The sequence below is a fragment of the Mesorhizobium sp. CNPSo 4688 genome, assembly GCF_057784295.1.
The window spans coordinates 372,548-387,429 of sequence record NZ_JBWLUY010000004.1; the positions used below are offsets into that span (position 1 = coordinate 372,548).

Here is a 14,882-nt window from a genome sequence, read left to right on the forward strand (position 1 = left end):
GTCTCACGATCACGCCTGGGCGAAGGTGACGCGGTCGAGCAGCAGATGCGAAATCGCCGTGAAGCGAACGCCCTCGACCTTCGACGAGACGATGCGGCTATACTGCGAGAAGTAGCTGATGATCAGCGGCGTCTCGTCGAGCAGCAAGGTCTGGATCTTGCCGGCGGCCAAGCGTTGCGCCTGCAGATCGCGGGCCTTGCCGTATTCAAGCAGCAGCCCGTCATAGGTCGGGTTGTTGAAATGCGCTGCGTTCCAGGCGCCCGAGCTCTTCAGCGTCGCGTTGAGGAAGATGTCGGGCGTGCCGCGATGGCCGAAATCGGTGATGCCGAGGTTGGAATCGAGCCACGGCGAGCTGCCGAACTTCGCCGAGCCGTAATAGGCATCCTGCGGCAGAACGTTGAGCTTGATGTCGATCCCGGCCTTCTTGGCGAAGTTCTGGATCAGCACCGCATAGTCGGGAATGTCATAGGCGCGCTCGGTGGTCAGTGTCACCGGGAAGCCCTTCGGCACGCCGGCTTCGCCAAGCAGGCGCTTGGCCTCGGCAATGTCCTGCTTGCGCTGCGGCACCGACGGATCAGCCGAGGGGAAAATCGGCGCAAACGGCGTGTCGTTGCCGACAATGGCGCGGCCCTTCAGCAAGCCCTTGACCACGGCCTCGCGGTCGATGGTGAGCGCCAGCGCGCGGCGGATGCGCTTGTCGGTGAACGGCGCCTGGTCGGTCCGCAGATGCACCTCGTCATGCGAGCTGGCCTGCACGCTGAGCAGCTTGAAATTGGGATTGCCCTCGATCGCCAGTTCCAGGCGCGTCGTGCTCGGGATGACGTCGAGCTGGCCGGCTTGTAACGCCAGCACCTGAGCCTGTTCGTCGTCGAAGAACTTGATCTCGACCCGGTCAGGCAGTGCCTTGTCGCCCCAATAGTCGGGGTTGCGCACGAAGCTCGCGCCCTGTTTGGGGCGGAAGGATTCGAGCTTGAACGGGCCGGTGCCGTTGAAATTCTTCTCGAAATCGCCGGCATAGTCGGCCGGCAGGATGACGGCGTTGTAGACGTCGGAGGAGACATAGAAGGGGAAGTTGCTGTTCGGGCCGTCGAGATCGAAGGCGATGGTTTCATCGTCGACGACCTTGGCGCCACCCTTGGACAGGATGCCCTTGTAGGCCGACAGAGCCGACGAGCCGCTGGCCGGATCGACCAGGCGCTCGAAGCTCGCCACCACGTCCTTGGCGGTGACGGTACGGCCATCGTGGAATTTCACGCCCTGCCGTAATTTGAAGGTCCAGCGGCTGGCGGTCTCGTCGGCCTCCCAGGACAGAGCGAGCTTGGGCTGCAGACCGTCCTTGGGATCGTCGAGGATGAGATATTCGCCGACCTGGCTGATGACGCCGATGCTGGCCGGATCGGTGATCGAGACCGGATCGATGGCCTTGGTCGGCCGTCCTAGCCCGACACGGACCGTGCCGCCGGCGCCGGCAGCGCGTGCCGAGCCAAGACCAACCAGTCCTTGCGAGGCGGCAAAGCCGGTGAGGCCGATCAGGGCGGCATATTTCAGGAGATCGCGGCGCTTGAGGAAGCCGGACTGGTGTTCGTCGACGGCGACGTTCCAGATGTCTCCCGACAGATTGCGAAGCGTATCGATGTCGTTGCGTTTGGTCATTTTGAAACCCCTGTCTGAAATGACTGTTGAATTGCTTTAGGCGACTGGTTCGCCGTCGAGATGGATGCGGTCGACGGCCTGCGGGTAGAAGGCGATGAGGCCCTTGATCTTGGGCATTTCGGCAATCGGATCGCGGTAGCTCCAGGCGATGTCCGGGCGCACCGAACCGTCGGCGCGTCGGCCGGACCAGTAGGAAGCGATGCCCTTGTAGGGACAGCGCGTCGTGCTGTCCGAGGCGACGAGCCGGTCCAGCCTGACATCGTCCGGATGCAGATAGAACCGCGTCGGCAGATGCGTCTCGAACAGCAGCACCGGCCGATGGCTGTCGACGATCAGTTCGCCGTCGAACCAGATCTGGACATGGCTTGAACTCTGCAGCACGTCGATGCGCGCGTATGGGTCGCGAGCGTGGACGAAGACCTCTTCCTCCTCCTCGAACCATTGGTCAACCGCCTTCCAGGTAAAGGCGATGCGGCCTGCCAGCGGCGACAGGTTTTCATCCGGCGGCGCGACAAAAGACCAGGCGGCATTGGGAGACGCTTTCTCTCCCGTCTCCAGGTCCCAATAGGTGGTCTCGCCGCCGACGGGATGCGGCTGCCTGTGCTCGGAGGGCTTCAGCAGCGAGCGATCCACGGACGAGGCCGGGAAGAAATAGATCGGCAGGAAATGGTTGGAGCGCAGCACCAGCACGTTGCGGCTGTCGGCGATGGTGCGGCCGGCGAATTTGACCCGGATACGCTTTGGACTGTGCAGGACATTGATAAGTTGCGGAGCCGTGGCTTCGCGAGGCTGGAGTTTGGGCGCTGCTGTCATGATCGTTGTTCCTGGGTCAGGATACGGCGCGGGCGTTGTCGCGCTGCTCGGCGAAGCGGTTGGCCGGCCGCGCCAGGCCGAAGCGGTCGCGCAGCGTTCCCGGTGCGTATTCGGTGGGGAAGACGCCGCGGCGCTGCAGCTCCGGCACGACCTGCTCGGTAAAGTTCACCCAGTCCTCGGGCAGCAGCGGGAACATCAGGTTGAAGCCGTCGGCAGCACCTGCCTCGAACCAGTCCTGCAACTGGTCGGCGATCTGGTTGGGCGTGCCGACGACGGTCGGCACCGAACCGCTGTTGGCGAGCTTACGGGCGATCTCGCGCAGACTGAGATTCTGCTTCGACCACTCCTTGACCCGGTTCAGCGAGGTGCGGCCGCCATTGAAGGTGCTCTCGTCCGGCAGCGGCGGCAGCGGGCCGTCCGGCGGGTAGACCGAGAGATCGACGCCGCTCCAGCTTGAGAGAAGATCGATGCCGACGCGATCGGGCAGCAAGCTCTGCAGGTACTCCTGGCGCTCGCGGCCTTCCGCTTCGGAGGCGGCGACGATGGGCAGGATGCCCGGCAGGATCTTGAAGCTCTCGGGCCTGCGGCCATAGCGAGCGAGGCGCTCGTTGATATCCTGCCGGTATCTGATGCCGTCTTCCTTGCTGCTGTAGATGGCAAAATGCGCATCGGCGTGCGCAGTGGCGAAATTCTTGCCGTCTTCGGAGGAGCCGGCCTGGACGATCAGCGGATGGCCCTGCGGTGGACGCGAGACATTGAGCGGGCCGCGTACCCTGAAGTGCTTGCCCTTGTGGTCGATGGGATGGACCTTGTCGGGGTCGGCGAAATAGCCTGACGCCTTGTCGATGAGCAGCGCCTCGTCTTCCCAGCTGTCCCACAGCGCCTTGACGATATCGAGGAATTCGGTGGCGCGTTCATAGCGGAAGGCATGCTCGATGTTGCCGTCGCGGCCGAAGTTGCGCGCTTCTTCGTCCATGGCCGACGTCACGACGTTCCATGACGCCCTACCCTTGCTGATATGGTCGAGCGAGGCGAACATGCGGGCGACATTGTAGGGCTCGCTATAGGAGCTCGATGCCGTGGTGATCAGGCCGATATGCTTGGTCGCGCCGGCCAGGGCCGACAGCAGCGTCAGCGGCTCGAGACGGGCATTGGCATAGTGGGCGACGCCGCTTTGCACCGAATCCCAGATCGCGACATGGTCGGCGACGAAGATCGTATCGATCCTGGCGCGCTCGGCCGCCTGCACGAGATCGCGGTAGAAGTCGAAATCGAGCACTTCGCGGCCCGGCGCCCGGGGGTGGCGCCACGACATGCGGTGATCGCCCTGCGGATTGAAGAAAAATGCGCTGAGGATCATGTGGTCACGTGCCATGCCGGCCTCCTTCCAGAACTGCTCCAGCGGACCGTCGCGATGCCTCGACCGGCCGCGACAATCTCACCTGAGCGATGAAAGGTAGATTGCGCTCCAGCTTAATTCGAGTAATTTTATAGAGATTGTGCATTGCGAAAGCGGAAGCGATTGCCCTTGATGGCGGCGCTGGAAGAAAGTGGTTTCAAGGACCCCATGTCGGCATCGGTTCTGAAGATAGAACAGCTCACCGTTGCCTATGATGGGCGACGGGGATCGCATCCGGCGGTCAACGGTGTCTCGCTCACCATCGGCGAAGGCGAAGCGCTCGGCCTTGTCGGCGAGTCCGGATCGGGCAAGAGCTCGGTGGCGCTTGCTATTCTGCGCTACCTACCGCGCAATGCCCGGATCGCTGCGTCGACGCTCGAATTTCAGGGTCGCGAGATCCGCGATCTCTCGCCCGAGCAGCTGCGCCGGCTAAGGGGCGATCGCATCGCGGCCGTCTACCAGCATCCGGGCGCGGCGCTCAATCCAGCCATGACGATTGGCCGGCAGATCACCGAGACGATCATGCGACATCGCCCGGCTCGGCCGGACGAGGCACGCGTGCGCGCCGCCGAACTGCTGAGCCGCGTCAGGGTGAGCAATCCTGAGCGGGTGCTCGACCTTTACCCGCACGAATTGTCCGGCGGCATGCAGCAGCGCGCCAACATTGCCATCGCCATCGCACTCGACCCGTCGCTGCTGGTGCTGGACGAGCCGACGACGGCGCTCGACGCCAGCGTCCAGTCCGAAATCATCGCTATCCTGCAGGATTTGCGGCGCGACCACAAAACCAGTGTCTTGTTGATCAGCCACGACATCAACATGGTCCGCCGCGCCTGCGACCGGGTGGCCGTCATGCAATCAGGAACAGTGGTCGAAAGCGGCGCCGCGAACGATGTCTTCGAGAACCCGGCCCTCGCCTACACCAAGGCGTTGATCGCCTCAATCCCGGCGCTCAACTTCACCAAGCGCGATGGCAGGCTGGCCGAGACGCACGCAACCGGGCCCTCGGCCCGGCTGCCTGTCCCCAGCGATCAGCCGGAAGCAGCGCGCCCGATCGCCGTCGCCTGCAAGGGCATCAGCCATGCCTTCGGCGCCCAGGCCGTGCTGCATGATATCGACCTGGAGATAGGCCTGGGCGAGACATTCGGGCTGATCGGCGAATCCGGTTCCGGAAAGTCGACATTGGCAAGGATCGTCACCGGCCTGCAGACGCCGAACGCCGGATCGGTCGAACTGTTCGGCCGAACGGTCGCGCCGCGCGTCGAGAAGCGAAGCCTGAGCGAACGGCACGATGTGCAGATGGTCTTCCAGTCACCCGACCGCACGCTCAATCCGCGCCAGCGGATCGGCAGGATTCTGGGCCGTCCGCTGCGGCGGCTGGCCGGCTTGCGCCGCAACGAAATAAAGCAGCGCGTCGGCGACCTGCTGGCCTCGGTGCGTCTTGCCGCTGCCACTGTCGACCAGAAGCCGCGGTCGCTGTCCGGTGGCCAGCGCCAGCGGGCGGCCATTGCGCGCGCCTTCGCCGGCGTGCCGAAGCTCGTCGTGCTCGATGAGCCGACCTCGGCGCTCGACGTGTCCGTGCAGGCGACGGTGCTCAATCTGCTCAACGACCTGCAGCGCGACAAGGACTCGACCTACCTCTTCATCAGCCACGACCTCAGGGTGGTGCGCTACATGGCCGACAGGATCGGTGTGCTCTATCGCGGCCGGCTGGTCGAGACCGGTTCGTCAGAGCAGGTTTTCCGTGGGCCCAACCATCCCTATACAAAGCTGCTGCTGGCCGCGGCCTCGGATGAGACGGCGCCGAAGGCTCCGGCTCAGCTTGATCTCGCGGCACAAGCGCCCGAAACCGCCGGGTGCGCCTTCGCCAGCCGCTGTCCAATGGCCCTGCCCGACTGCCGAAAGATGCAACCGCCCGTCAGGCAGGCCGGCAACGGTCATCGGATCGCCTGCTGGAGAGACGCAAGCGATCTCTGATTTCGAAGCCGGCTAAGCCAACCGACAAGCCTGCCCTCGAAGAGATGTCCCCCGGCCGATACGGCCGGAGGACAGGCTTGGGAGGCCTGATCAGTTGGCGACCTTGCCGCAGGTGGTGAGAGCGTCCTCAGGCGTGCAGACTTCGGTGCCGGTCTTGATGAACGGTTCGACCGTGCCGCCCTTGCTCAGTCTGTCCAGCGCCATGATGGTCTCGAAGCCCATGTCATAGGGGCGCTGGCCGATATTGTAGTGGCTGAGGCCGGCGGCAAGCAGCGGCAGCTGCGGGCCGAAATTATCGCCGAAGACAACGACGAGATCCTTGCTGTCGAGCCGCGCCTTGAGCGGCGTCATCGCTTGCTTGTAGGCCTCCGGCGCGTATTGCGCCCAACCGCCGACAGCAACGAAGGCGCTGAGTTCGGGATTGTTGGTCATGACGTCGCGCACCTGCTGGGCGGCGAGCGTGATGTCGTCATTGTTGTAGACCGGGCAGCCTGCCGGCTCGGTCCAGCCGTTCTGGCCGGTCAGCGTCTCGACGCCCTTGTCCTTGGTGACGCCGGCAAGTGTGTCGCGGATGCCTTGCACGCGCGCCTTGAGGTTTTCGGAAGCCGGCGCGTCGGACTGGATGCAGACGGTGCCGTTCTTCTTCTGGGCCAGCACCTTCTGCGCCAGCGCCACGCCGAATTCGTAATTGTCGGTACCGATATAGGTCGAGCGCAGGCCGGCATCTTCCGGCAGCACGTCGGTGTCATAGGTGACGACCGGAATGCCCTTTTCCTTGGCCATCTTCATGATGCGGGCCATGGCTTTCGGATTGCCGGCCGAAATGCCGAGGCCGGCGACGCCGCGCGTGACCATGTCCTGCGCCAGTTGCACTTCCTTGGCCTCGTCATATTCCGTCGGCCCGATATAGGTGCATTTGACGTCGCCCAGCTTTTTGGCGGCGGCTTCGCAACCGGCCTGGATCGGCGGGCTGAAGGCGTTGTTGAGGACCTTGAAGACGAGCGCGAATTCCCGCTCTTCGGCGTTGGCCTGGACCGCCGTCATACCGATTGCAAGGCAGGCGATGGAAAGCGTGGTTCTAAGCGTTTTCGACAGCGACATTGTTTCCTCCATTTGGGTTCGCCGTGACGTGTCCGCTCGGGTTTTTCTTGGAGCATGATCTTTTCGAGATCACGCTCTAGCGTCGCACAGAGCGGATTCTTTCCAGGAGGACGGCTGCAAGGATGAAGCACCCCACAAACGTGCCCTGCCAGAACGGGTTGACGCCTGCCAGAAGCAGCGCGTTGCGAATGGTTTCGACGAGAATGGCGCCGATGCCGGCGCCAAGTGCGGAACCGAAGCCGCCGGTCAGCGAAGCGCCGCCGATGACGGTCGACGCGATGACCTGCAGCTCGTAGCCGGTGCCGATGGAGTTGGTGACCGCGCCCAGCCAGCCGACGAGGAAGATGGCGGTTACCGCAACCATGAAGCCGCTGAACGCATAGGCCGAGATCTTGATCAGATCGACCGGGATGCCCGATAGCCGCGCCGCCGGTTCGTTGCCGCCGATGGCGAAGAGATAGCGGCCCCAGCGCGACATGGTCAGCAGGAAATGCAGGACGATCACGCCGATGACCAGGGCGTAGACCACATTGGGCAGGCCGAATGTGTAGCCGCCGCCGAGCGCGACGATCGCATCGCTTGCCCGGCCAAATTCGTAGAACACCTGGTTGTTGGTCAGCACCAGCGCCAGGCTGCGGCCGATCGACAGCGTCGCGAGCGTAACGATGAAAGGCGGCAGCTTGACGTAGGCTATGATCGTGCCGTTGACGGTGCCGCACAATATGCCCATCGCCAGCGTCGCCACGATGCCAACGACCAGCGGCATGTCGGCGTTGAGCACGATGCCCAGCGTGACGCCGCACATCCCCAGGATCGAACCGACCGAAATATCGATGCCGCCGCTGATGATGACCGGCGTCATGCCGATCGCCATGATGCCGATGAAGCAGGCGTTCTGGAAGATGTTGAGCAGGTTGCCGGGCGTTGCGAATTTTGGCGCGATCATCGACACGACGAGGCCGAGCACCAGTATGGCGATGGCGATCCAGGTTTCCTGCGCCAGTAGCACGCGGTTCAACAGCGTGCGGCTCGACCCTTTCAGAAGGTCGATCTCCATTCCGGGATGGTCGTCGGGGGCGCTCATGGCATGGCTCCGTGAAGAGGCTGTTTCAGGCGGTCTGGATGGCGCCGGTGATCAGGCCGGTCACTTCCTCGGGGCTGGATTGGGCGATCGGCTTGTCGGCGACCTTGCGGCCGCGACGCATGACCACCACCCGGTCGCACACCTCGAACACGTCGGGCATTCGGTGGCTGATCAGGATGACCGAGAGGCCCTGGTCCTTCATGCGGCGGATCAGGGCCAGCACTTCGGCGACCTGCCTGACGCTGATCGCCGCGGTCGGCTCGTCCATCAGCACGATCTTGGATTTGGCCAGCCGGGTCCTGGCGATGGCCACTGCCTGGCGCTGGCCGCCCGACATGCGCACGACCAGATCGGCGGGTCGTGTCTCCGACTTCAGCTCGCGAAAGATCTCGGCCGAGCGCTGGTTCATGCTCTTATGATCGAGCACCTTCAGCGGGCCGAGCTGCTTCATGATCTCGCGGCCGAGGAAGACATTGGCCGACGCCGTCAGGTTGTCGCAAATCGCCAGGTCCTGGTAGACCACCTCGATGCCGTGCCTGCGGGCGTCGGCCGGCCCCGACAGCAGCACCGGTTTGCCTTCCAGAACATAGGTGCCGGACGTTGGCTGGAAATTGCCGGCTATGGTTTTGACCAGCGTCGACTTGCCTGCGCCATTGTCGCCCATCAGGCCGAGAACCTCGCCTTCATTGATGTCGAGCGAGACATTGTCCAGCGCGCGGACGGCACCGAAATCCTTCACGATATGTTCGAGACGCGCTAGAACCTTCATCGCATCCTCCCATGCAATTTGTAAGTTTTAGATACAAAACATCGTTTGGTACTTGGGTCAATAGGCTTGCAAGGCCAGAATATTTTATTGCATTGCACGCTATTTTGGCCCTTTCAAACCGCAGAGAAAGTCGATTAGTATGTCAATCAAACAAATCGAGGAGGAAAACGTGCTGGTGTCGACCGATCTTCGGCCGAATGAAACGCGGGCCCTTGCGGCGCTGTTTCGTGCCGGCGCGTTGAGCCGGGCAGCGCTTGCACGCGACCTCGGCCTGACCCGGTCGACCACCGGCGCCCTGGTTCTGGGATTGACCGAAGCCGGTCTGGCACGTGAGCGGTCGGATGGAGCGGATGACGAGCAGAATGGCGAGGGCCGGGTCGGCCGCCCCGGAATCCTGGTCGAGATCGAAGGCAATGGCGGCTTCTTCCTTGGCGCCTATATCGGCGTGAACTGGATCGCGGCCGTTGCTGTCGACCTTGCCGGCGCGCGGCGTGCCGGCGCCTCGAGGGCGTTTGCCGGCCCGGGCAGCACGCCTGAAGCCGCAGTCGCCATCATCAAGGAGATAGTGGGAGAGATCCGGGCGCAATTGCCCGAGGGTGCGCGTCCATACGGGCTGAATGTCGCCGTGCCCGGCTTCCCCGCCGCCGACGGCGCTTCATACCACGCAACCATCCTTGGCTGGCACGGAGTCAATCTCGCCGAGCTTTTGGGCAAAGCCTTTGGCGACGATTTTCCGATCCTGCTGGAAAACGATGCCAATGCCGTCGCGGTGGCCGAGACATACAGGTCGCAGCCGGGAAAGGATGACGAGGATGCCCTGGTCATCCTGATCGAGAACGGCGTTGGCGGCGGCATCATCAATGCCGGCAGGCTGCATCGCGGCCGGCTCGGCGGCGCTGGCGAAATCGGTCATCTGCGCATTGGCGACGAAGGTTTTGTCTTCGACGCCAAGCGCCCGGGACGGTTTGAATCCTATGTCGGCAAGGATGCTTTGCTCGCTCGCTATCTCCACATAAGCGGGCGGCGCGCCGGCGTGGATGAGTTTGTCGCAGCGCTTGCCGGCGGCGATCCGGCAGCCGTCGCCACGGCGCGCGACTGGGCGCTCTGGTTCGGCCGCGGCCTGGCGACGCTCGCCTGCACCTTGCAGCCGGAACGCATCATCCTCTCCGGCTCGGTCAATGCCGTCTATCCCTTTGTCGCCGAACAGGTGGAAGCTTTCCTGCTGGACTTCCTCGCCGAAGGTTATCCCGTTCCCAGGATCGAACTATCGCGCGTCGGCGCCGACGGTCCGGCACTGGGCGCTGCCTGTCTGCTGCATCAGGCAGCTTTGTCGGGCGATCCGCAATTTCAACTTCGCGGCCTCGCCGCACGCTAATCAGGAGAAAGTTCCATGCCTCGCAAAGACGAAAAGCGGCTGCGTGTCGGGGTGCTCGGCTGTGGTCCGATTGCGCAGGCAGCGCATTTCGAATCCTGCACCAAGGCGCGCAATGCCGATCTCTATGCCATCTGCGATGTCGCCGACGATCTGCGCGACAGGATGGCGGCCATTTTCGCGCCCGAAAAATCCTATGCCGATTATGGCCAGATGCTGGCCGATCCCGACCTCGATGCCGTCATCATCGCGACATCGGACACGTTTCACGTGAAGGCCGCGGAACTGGCGCTGGATGCCGGCAAGCATGTGCTGTGCGAGAAGCCATTGGGCGTTTCGGTCGAGGAAGTCGAAGGCTTGCGGGCCGCGCTCGACAAGAGCGGCAAGGTGCTGCAGGTCGGCCATATGAAGCGCTTCGATCCAGGCATCCAGGCGGCAAAGGCCTTCGTCGACGACGAGATGGGCGAGCGGCTGGCGTTCAAAGGCTGGTATTGCGACAGCACCCACCGCTATCCCATGACCGATGCGGTGCAGCCGCTCATCATCACCAGCGCCAAGGCGCGCAAACCTTCGGTCAATCCCAAGGCGGATCTGCGCCAGTACTACATGCTGGCGCATGGCAGCCACCTCCTCGATACCGCCCGTCATCTGCATGGTCCGATCGAGGCCGTCGAGGCCCGGCTTACCGAGCGCTACGGCGCCTATTGCTGGTTCGTCACCACCATCTTCGCCGACGGTTCGGTCGGCCATCTCGACCTGACGGTCGCCGTGCGCATGGACTGGCACGAAGGGTTCCAGATCTACGGCCAGAACGGCAGCGTCCTCGCGAAGACCTTTAACCCCTGGTACTACAAGAGCAGCGAGGTCGACATTTTCCGAGAGGCCGATGGCAGTTGGCATCGCACGCTTGGCGCCGACGGTCACTTTTATCGCCGCCAGCTCGAAGGCTTTGCCGATGTCGTGCTGAATGGCGCGCCCATGGTCGGCGCCGGCATCGAGGACGGCATCGCATCGGTCAGAGGAATGGCGGCAATCGCCCGCTCCGCCGCTACCGGCGGCCGTGCCGTCAACCTCGCCGACGTCGACGGGGTCGTCTGATGCAGCTTGGGATTTTCGCCAAGACCTTCACTGCCACCGGCGCCTTGCCGGTGTTGCGCGCGGTGGCGGATGCCGGCTACGCGGCGGCGCAGTTCAATATGGCGTGCCTTGGCCTGCCATCGATGCCGGACAGCATCGAGCCCCATGCGGCTCGATCCGTCGCTGCGGCAAGCGGCAAGACCGGCGTTTCGATCGCCGCGGTTTCGGGAACCTACAATATGATCCATCCGGATCACTCGGTTCGTGTGTCAGGTCTTGCCCGGCTTGAGGTGCTCGCCGCGTCATGTGCGGATATGGGCACCAGGCTCATAACGCTGTGCACCGGCACCAGGGATGCGCAGGATCAGTGGCGCTGGCATCCCGACAACGCCAGCGAGGCCGCCTGGAGCGATCTCCGGGTGGAGATGGAAGCGGCGGTGGCGATTGCCGAGCGCTTCGACATCGAGCTTGGCATCGAACCCGAACTCGCCAATGTCGTCTCCAGCGCGCGGGCCGCGCGCCGCCTGCTCAACGAGATGAAGAGCAAGCGGCTGCGCATCGTGCTCGACCCGGCCAATCTGTTCGAAGTGGCCGATGCAGCCGAGCGTCATCGCCTCATCGACCAGGCTGTTGAGTTGCTGGCCGCGGAGATCGGTATGGCCCATGCCAAGGACCGTCATGCGGATGGCAGCTCTGCCGCCGCTGGACAGGGCGTGGTCGACTTCCCGCATTTTATCGACCGCCTGAAAGCCGCCGGCTTCGACGGTCCGTTGATCACGCATGGCCTGGCAGAGGCCGAGGCGCCCGGCGTCGGCGCATTTCTGCGCAGCGTGCTTGAAGAGAGCGACAGAGCGTGAAGAAGACTTTCAGCCGCGACGGCGCCGATCTTGCCTACCGGGATGCCGGCGTCGGCCTTCCCGTCGTCTTCCAGCATGGGCTGGGCGGTGATGAAGCGCAGGTCGCCGACGTGTTTCCCGATCTGCCGCAGACACGGCGGGTGACGCTCGAATGCCGGGGTCAGGGCGGATCCGGCTACGGGCCGGTCGAGCGGCTTTCGATCGCGACGTTTGCCGAGGACGTCGAAGCGCTGGCCGAGGCTATCGGAATCGGTCCGGCTGTCCTCGGCGGCATCTCGATGGGCGCCGCGCTGGCGCTGCGTCTGGCGGTGCACAAGCCGGCTCGCGTGCGCGCACTGGTGCTCGCCCGGCCTGCCTGGGTGTCCCAGGCTGCACCGGCCAATATGAAGCCCTATGCCATGGTCGGCGATCTCTTGATGCGCCATTCGCCCGAAGACGCCAGGCGTCTGTTTGATGACAGCACCACGGCCGCCGAACTGGCGAGGCTGGCGCCGGACAATCTCAGCAGCCTGCAAGGCTTCTTCAATCGCCCGGACCCGGTTCTGTTCGGCAGGCTGCTGGTGGCAATCGCCGGCGATGGTCCCGGCGTGAGCGAGGCCGACATCCGTTCCATCGCGGTTCCGACCCTGGTCATCGGTCACGACCATGACCTCGTCCATCGACTGGCCGACGCGCAGGCGCTGGCCGGGCTTATTCCGTCCGCCCGGGTTTGCACCATCACCGCCAAATCGCAGGATCGTGCTGCCTACCGGCGGGAATTCCGCGCCTGTCTTTCGGAATTTCTGGAAGCGCTCGCATGACCGACAATACGACGGACGACACGATCGCCGTGGTCGAGATCGGCGGCACGTCGGTCAAGGTTGGCTTTGCCGACCATGGCATCCCGGTGGAGTTTGCCCGGACCTACCCGACCGTGCAGCTGCGCCAGGGAGCGCCGGTGGCGGGGTTGGCCGATGCGGTCACCGCGGCCTGCCGCGATGCAGGCTTCAAGCCCGCGCGCGTCGTTGCGACCGTGCCTGGCTTCATCGACCGCGACTTCGACACGGTGCTGCACACCGCCAACATTCCTGAACTGAACGGCATCCGGCTGGGCACCGAACTTGCTCAGAGGCTCGGCGTTCCCGTCCGGCTCGAACGCGATGTCGTGCTGCAATTGCTGGGCGAAAGCGTTGCCGGCGCGGTGAAGCAGCAAAAGGAGGTTCTGGCGGTCTATCTCGGCACCGGCATCGGTGCGGCCTATCTCGGCAAGGACGGCATTTTCAGGGGTGGCGGCTGGGCGCTCGAGATCGGCCACATGCCGATCTACCGGCCCGGCGAGGGCGAACCACCAAGCCGGGTCGAGACCTATGCCTCAGGGGCAACGCTTGTCGAACTCGCGACGGACTACGATATCCCCGTGGCCGAGCTGTTTTCGGCGACCGGGCAGCCGCCGTCGTTGCGCGAATGGCTCGATGAGATCGTCTGGCAGCAGGCGGTGACCATCGCAACGGCAGCCGCCCTGTTTTCCCCGCAGACGATCCTGATCGGCGGCGGCATCGTCGACATGAAGTCCTATCCCCACCAGAGGCTCAAGCAGCGCATCGCCGAGAGCTTGCCGCATTCGCTACTTGTTCAGCCGCTCGACATACGCTGGGCGGCGCTGGGCTGGCAGGCGGCCATTCATGGCGCGGTGCTGCTCGGCGCGGCGTGATCGCTCTGCCCGCAGCGGATTATTTGATCGTCTTGCCGTCCGCCCCGAACCGATACGTCTTCCCCGGCTCGGGGGTTGCATAGAGCGTCGCGCCCGGTTCCGCGTCGTAGACACCGAAAATGCGCACCGTGATCAGCCCGGCCTTTTCGCAGTCGAGATAGAGATTGGTGTCGGCGCCGAGATGCTCGGCGTGCACCACCGTGCCCTTCCAGGCACCGGACTTCGCATCGACCGTCAAGTGCTCCGGCCGCACGCCGATGGTCTTGGCCGTCTCGCCCAGCCGCGCGCCGTCGATGAAGTTCATCTTCGGTGAGCCGATGAAGCCGGCGACAAACTCGTTTGCCGGCGAATTGTAGAGCTCCATCGGGCCGCCGATCTGCTCGATACGGCCAGCATTGAGCACGACGATCTTGTCGGCCAGCGTCATCGCCTCGACCTGGTCGTGGGTGACGTAGATCATCGTCGCCTTCAGCCGGCGATGCAGCTGCGCGATCTCCAGCCGCGTGTTGACGCGAAGCGCTGCATCGAGGTTCGACAGCGGCTCATCGAACAGGAACAGTTTCGGTTCGCGCACCACCGCGCGGCCGATGGCGACGCGCTGGCGCTGGCCGCCGGAGAGTTCGGCCGGCCGCCTTTCGAGATAAGGCTCCAGCGACAGCATCGACGAGGCGATGCCGATGCGACGGTCGATCTCGGCCGCCGGCGTGCCGGCCTGTTTCAGGCCGAGACCCATATTGTTCTTCACCGTCAAATGCGGGTAGAGCGCGTAGGTCTGGAACACCATGGCGATGCCGCGTTTGGCCGGCGGTGTCGCCGAAACATCGGCGCCGTCAATGACCACCCGGCCCGAGGTTGAATCCTCCAACCCGGCAATGACCCTGAGCAAGGTCGACTTGCCGCAGCCCGAGGGGCCGACGAAGACGACGAATTCGCCATCGCTCACTTCGAGGTTGATGCCCTTCAGCACCTCGACCGGCCCGAAGGCCTTCTTCACATTTTCGATTACCAGCGAGCCCACGGCAGTCCTCCAAATTGATGAGCGGGCGCCAAGGCACCCCCCTCAGTCCTGCCGGACATCTCCCCCTCAAGG

13 protein-coding genes are annotated in these 14,882 nt (G+C 64.0%); 6 read left to right on the forward strand and 7 right to left on the reverse strand.

Going from position 1 to position 14,882, the window contains the following annotated elements; genetic code table 11:
- Nucleotides 1–9 precede the first annotated feature (9 nt).
- From AC04SH_RS09845 to AC04SH_RS09855, 3 genes are read right to left on the reverse strand one after another with little or no spacing between them, the layout of a single operon-like run.
- A complete protein-coding gene (locus AC04SH_RS09845; RefSeq protein ID WP_488574854.1) occupies nucleotides 10–1,653 on the reverse strand; it encodes an ABC transporter substrate-binding protein in 1,644 nt (547 codons plus the stop codon).
- Nucleotides 1,654–1,689: 36 nt separating this feature from the next.
- Nucleotides 1,690–2,466 carry a DUF427 domain-containing protein gene (locus tag AC04SH_RS09850; protein ID WP_488574855.1) on the reverse strand — a complete coding sequence of 259 codons (777 nt, stop codon included), beginning with the start codon at nucleotides 2,464–2,466 and terminating at the stop codon, nucleotides 1,690–1,692.
- Between the two features lie 16 nt (nucleotides 2,467–2,482).
- The gene (locus tag AC04SH_RS09855) at nucleotides 2,483–3,841 is read right to left on the reverse strand and encodes an LLM class flavin-dependent oxidoreductase (RefSeq protein WP_488574856.1); all 1,359 of its coding nucleotides are present in this window, start codon (nucleotides 3,839–3,841) and stop codon (nucleotides 2,483–2,485) included.
- A gap of 192 nt (nucleotides 3,842–4,033) precedes the next feature.
- Here AC04SH_RS09855 and AC04SH_RS09860 point away from each other — a divergent pair, with 192 nt between their 5' ends.
- Entirely contained in the window at nucleotides 4,034–5,842 is a 1,809-nt protein-coding gene (locus AC04SH_RS09860; protein ID WP_488574857.1) for a dipeptide ABC transporter ATP-binding protein, read from the forward strand.
- A 90-nt stretch (nucleotides 5,843–5,932) separates the two neighbouring features.
- On the opposite strand, the gene AC04SH_RS09865 is transcribed toward AC04SH_RS09860, so the two are convergent.
- The 3 genes from AC04SH_RS09865 to AC04SH_RS09875 all read right to left on the reverse strand — a co-directional run bounded on the left by AC04SH_RS09865 (nucleotide 5,933) and on the right by AC04SH_RS09875 (nucleotide 8,796).
- Nucleotides 5,933–6,943 carry a sugar-binding protein gene (locus tag AC04SH_RS09865; RefSeq protein WP_488574858.1) on the reverse strand — a complete coding sequence of 337 codons (1,011 nt, stop codon included), beginning with the start codon at nucleotides 6,941–6,943 and terminating at the stop codon, nucleotides 5,933–5,935.
- A 76-nt stretch (nucleotides 6,944–7,019) separates the two neighbouring features.
- Nucleotides 7,020–8,000 (reverse strand): ABC transporter permease, encoded by a 981-nt coding sequence (locus tag AC04SH_RS09870; RefSeq protein WP_488574918.1) that lies wholly within the window; start codon nucleotides 7,998–8,000, stop codon nucleotides 7,020–7,022.
- A 52-nt stretch (nucleotides 8,001–8,052) separates the two neighbouring features.
- Nucleotides 8,053–8,796 carry an ATP-binding cassette domain-containing protein gene (locus AC04SH_RS09875; RefSeq protein ID WP_488574859.1) on the reverse strand — a complete coding sequence of 248 codons (744 nt, stop codon included), beginning with the start codon at nucleotides 8,794–8,796 and terminating at the stop codon, nucleotides 8,053–8,055.
- 139 nt (nucleotides 8,797–8,935) lie between these two features.
- Between AC04SH_RS09875 and AC04SH_RS09880 the strand changes: the two genes are divergently transcribed.
- From AC04SH_RS09880 to AC04SH_RS09900, 5 genes are read left to right on the forward strand one after another with little or no spacing between them, the layout of a single operon-like run.
- Complete coding sequence (locus AC04SH_RS09880; RefSeq protein WP_488574860.1) at nucleotides 8,936–10,171, forward strand: ROK family transcriptional regulator; 1,236 nt, start codon at nucleotides 8,936–8,938, stop codon at nucleotides 10,169–10,171.
- A 15-nt stretch (nucleotides 10,172–10,186) separates the two neighbouring features.
- Nucleotides 10,187–11,266, forward strand: a complete 1,080-nt coding sequence (locus AC04SH_RS09885) for a Gfo/Idh/MocA family protein (protein ID WP_488574861.1) — start codon at nucleotides 10,187–10,189, stop codon at nucleotides 11,264–11,266.
- Entirely contained in the window at nucleotides 11,266–12,102 is an 837-nt protein-coding gene (locus AC04SH_RS09890; RefSeq protein WP_488574862.1) for a sugar phosphate isomerase/epimerase family protein, read from the forward strand. The genes AC04SH_RS09885 and AC04SH_RS09890 overlap by 1 nt, the downstream gene beginning before the upstream one ends.
- Complete coding sequence (locus AC04SH_RS09895) at nucleotides 12,099–12,902, forward strand: alpha/beta fold hydrolase (RefSeq protein WP_488574863.1); 804 nt, start codon at nucleotides 12,099–12,101, stop codon at nucleotides 12,900–12,902. The genes AC04SH_RS09890 and AC04SH_RS09895 overlap by 4 nt, the downstream gene beginning before the upstream one ends.
- Nucleotides 12,899–13,792: an ROK family protein gene (locus tag AC04SH_RS09900; RefSeq protein ID WP_488574864.1), complete on the forward strand. Its 894-nt coding sequence runs from the start codon at nucleotides 12,899–12,901 to the stop codon at nucleotides 13,790–13,792. The genes AC04SH_RS09895 and AC04SH_RS09900 overlap by 4 nt, the downstream gene beginning before the upstream one ends.
- Nucleotides 13,793–13,811: 19 nt before the next feature.
- Here the strand turns inward: AC04SH_RS09900 and AC04SH_RS09905 are convergent, their stop codons facing one another.
- Nucleotides 13,812–14,810: an ABC transporter ATP-binding protein gene (locus tag AC04SH_RS09905; RefSeq protein ID WP_488574865.1), complete on the reverse strand. Its 999-nt coding sequence runs from the start codon at nucleotides 14,808–14,810 to the stop codon at nucleotides 13,812–13,814.
- Between the last annotated feature and the right edge of the window lie 72 nt (nucleotides 14,811–14,882).

What these genes read in the sequence shown, in the direction of transcription:
- AC04SH_RS09845 (WP_488574854.1), bottom strand. Translation starts at nt 1,653, where the DNA reads ATGACCAAACGCAACGACATCGATACGCTTCGCAATCTGTCGGGAGAC.
- AC04SH_RS09850 (WP_488574855.1), bottom strand. Translation starts at nt 2,466, where the DNA reads ATGACAGCAGCGCCCAAACTCCAGCCTCGCGAAGCCACGGCTCCGCAA.
- AC04SH_RS09855 (WP_488574856.1), bottom strand. Translation starts at nt 3,841, where the DNA reads ATGGCACGTGACCACATGATCCTCAGCGCATTTTTCTTCAATCCGCAG.
- AC04SH_RS09860 (WP_488574857.1), top strand. Translation starts at nt 4,034, where the DNA reads ATGTCGGCATCGGTTCTGAAGATAGAACAGCTCACCGTTGCCTATGAT.
- AC04SH_RS09865 (WP_488574858.1), bottom strand. Translation starts at nt 6,943, where the DNA reads ATGTCGCTGTCGAAAACGCTTAGAACCACGCTTTCCATCGCCTGCCTT.
- AC04SH_RS09870 (WP_488574918.1), bottom strand. Translation starts at nt 8,000, where the DNA reads ATGGAGATCGACCTTCTGAAAGGGTCGAGCCGCACGCTGTTGAACCGC.
- AC04SH_RS09875 (WP_488574859.1), bottom strand. Translation starts at nt 8,796, where the DNA reads ATGAAGGTTCTAGCGCGTCTCGAACATATCGTGAAGGATTTCGGTGCC.
- AC04SH_RS09880 (WP_488574860.1), top strand. Translation starts at nt 8,936, where the DNA reads ATGTCAATCAAACAAATCGAGGAGGAAAACGTGCTGGTGTCGACCGAT.
- AC04SH_RS09885 (WP_488574861.1), top strand. Translation starts at nt 10,187, where the DNA reads ATGCCTCGCAAAGACGAAAAGCGGCTGCGTGTCGGGGTGCTCGGCTGT.
- AC04SH_RS09890 (WP_488574862.1), top strand. Translation starts at nt 11,266, where the DNA reads ATGCAGCTTGGGATTTTCGCCAAGACCTTCACTGCCACCGGCGCCTTG.
- AC04SH_RS09900 (WP_488574864.1), top strand. Translation starts at nt 12,899, where the DNA reads ATGACCGACAATACGACGGACGACACGATCGCCGTGGTCGAGATCGGC.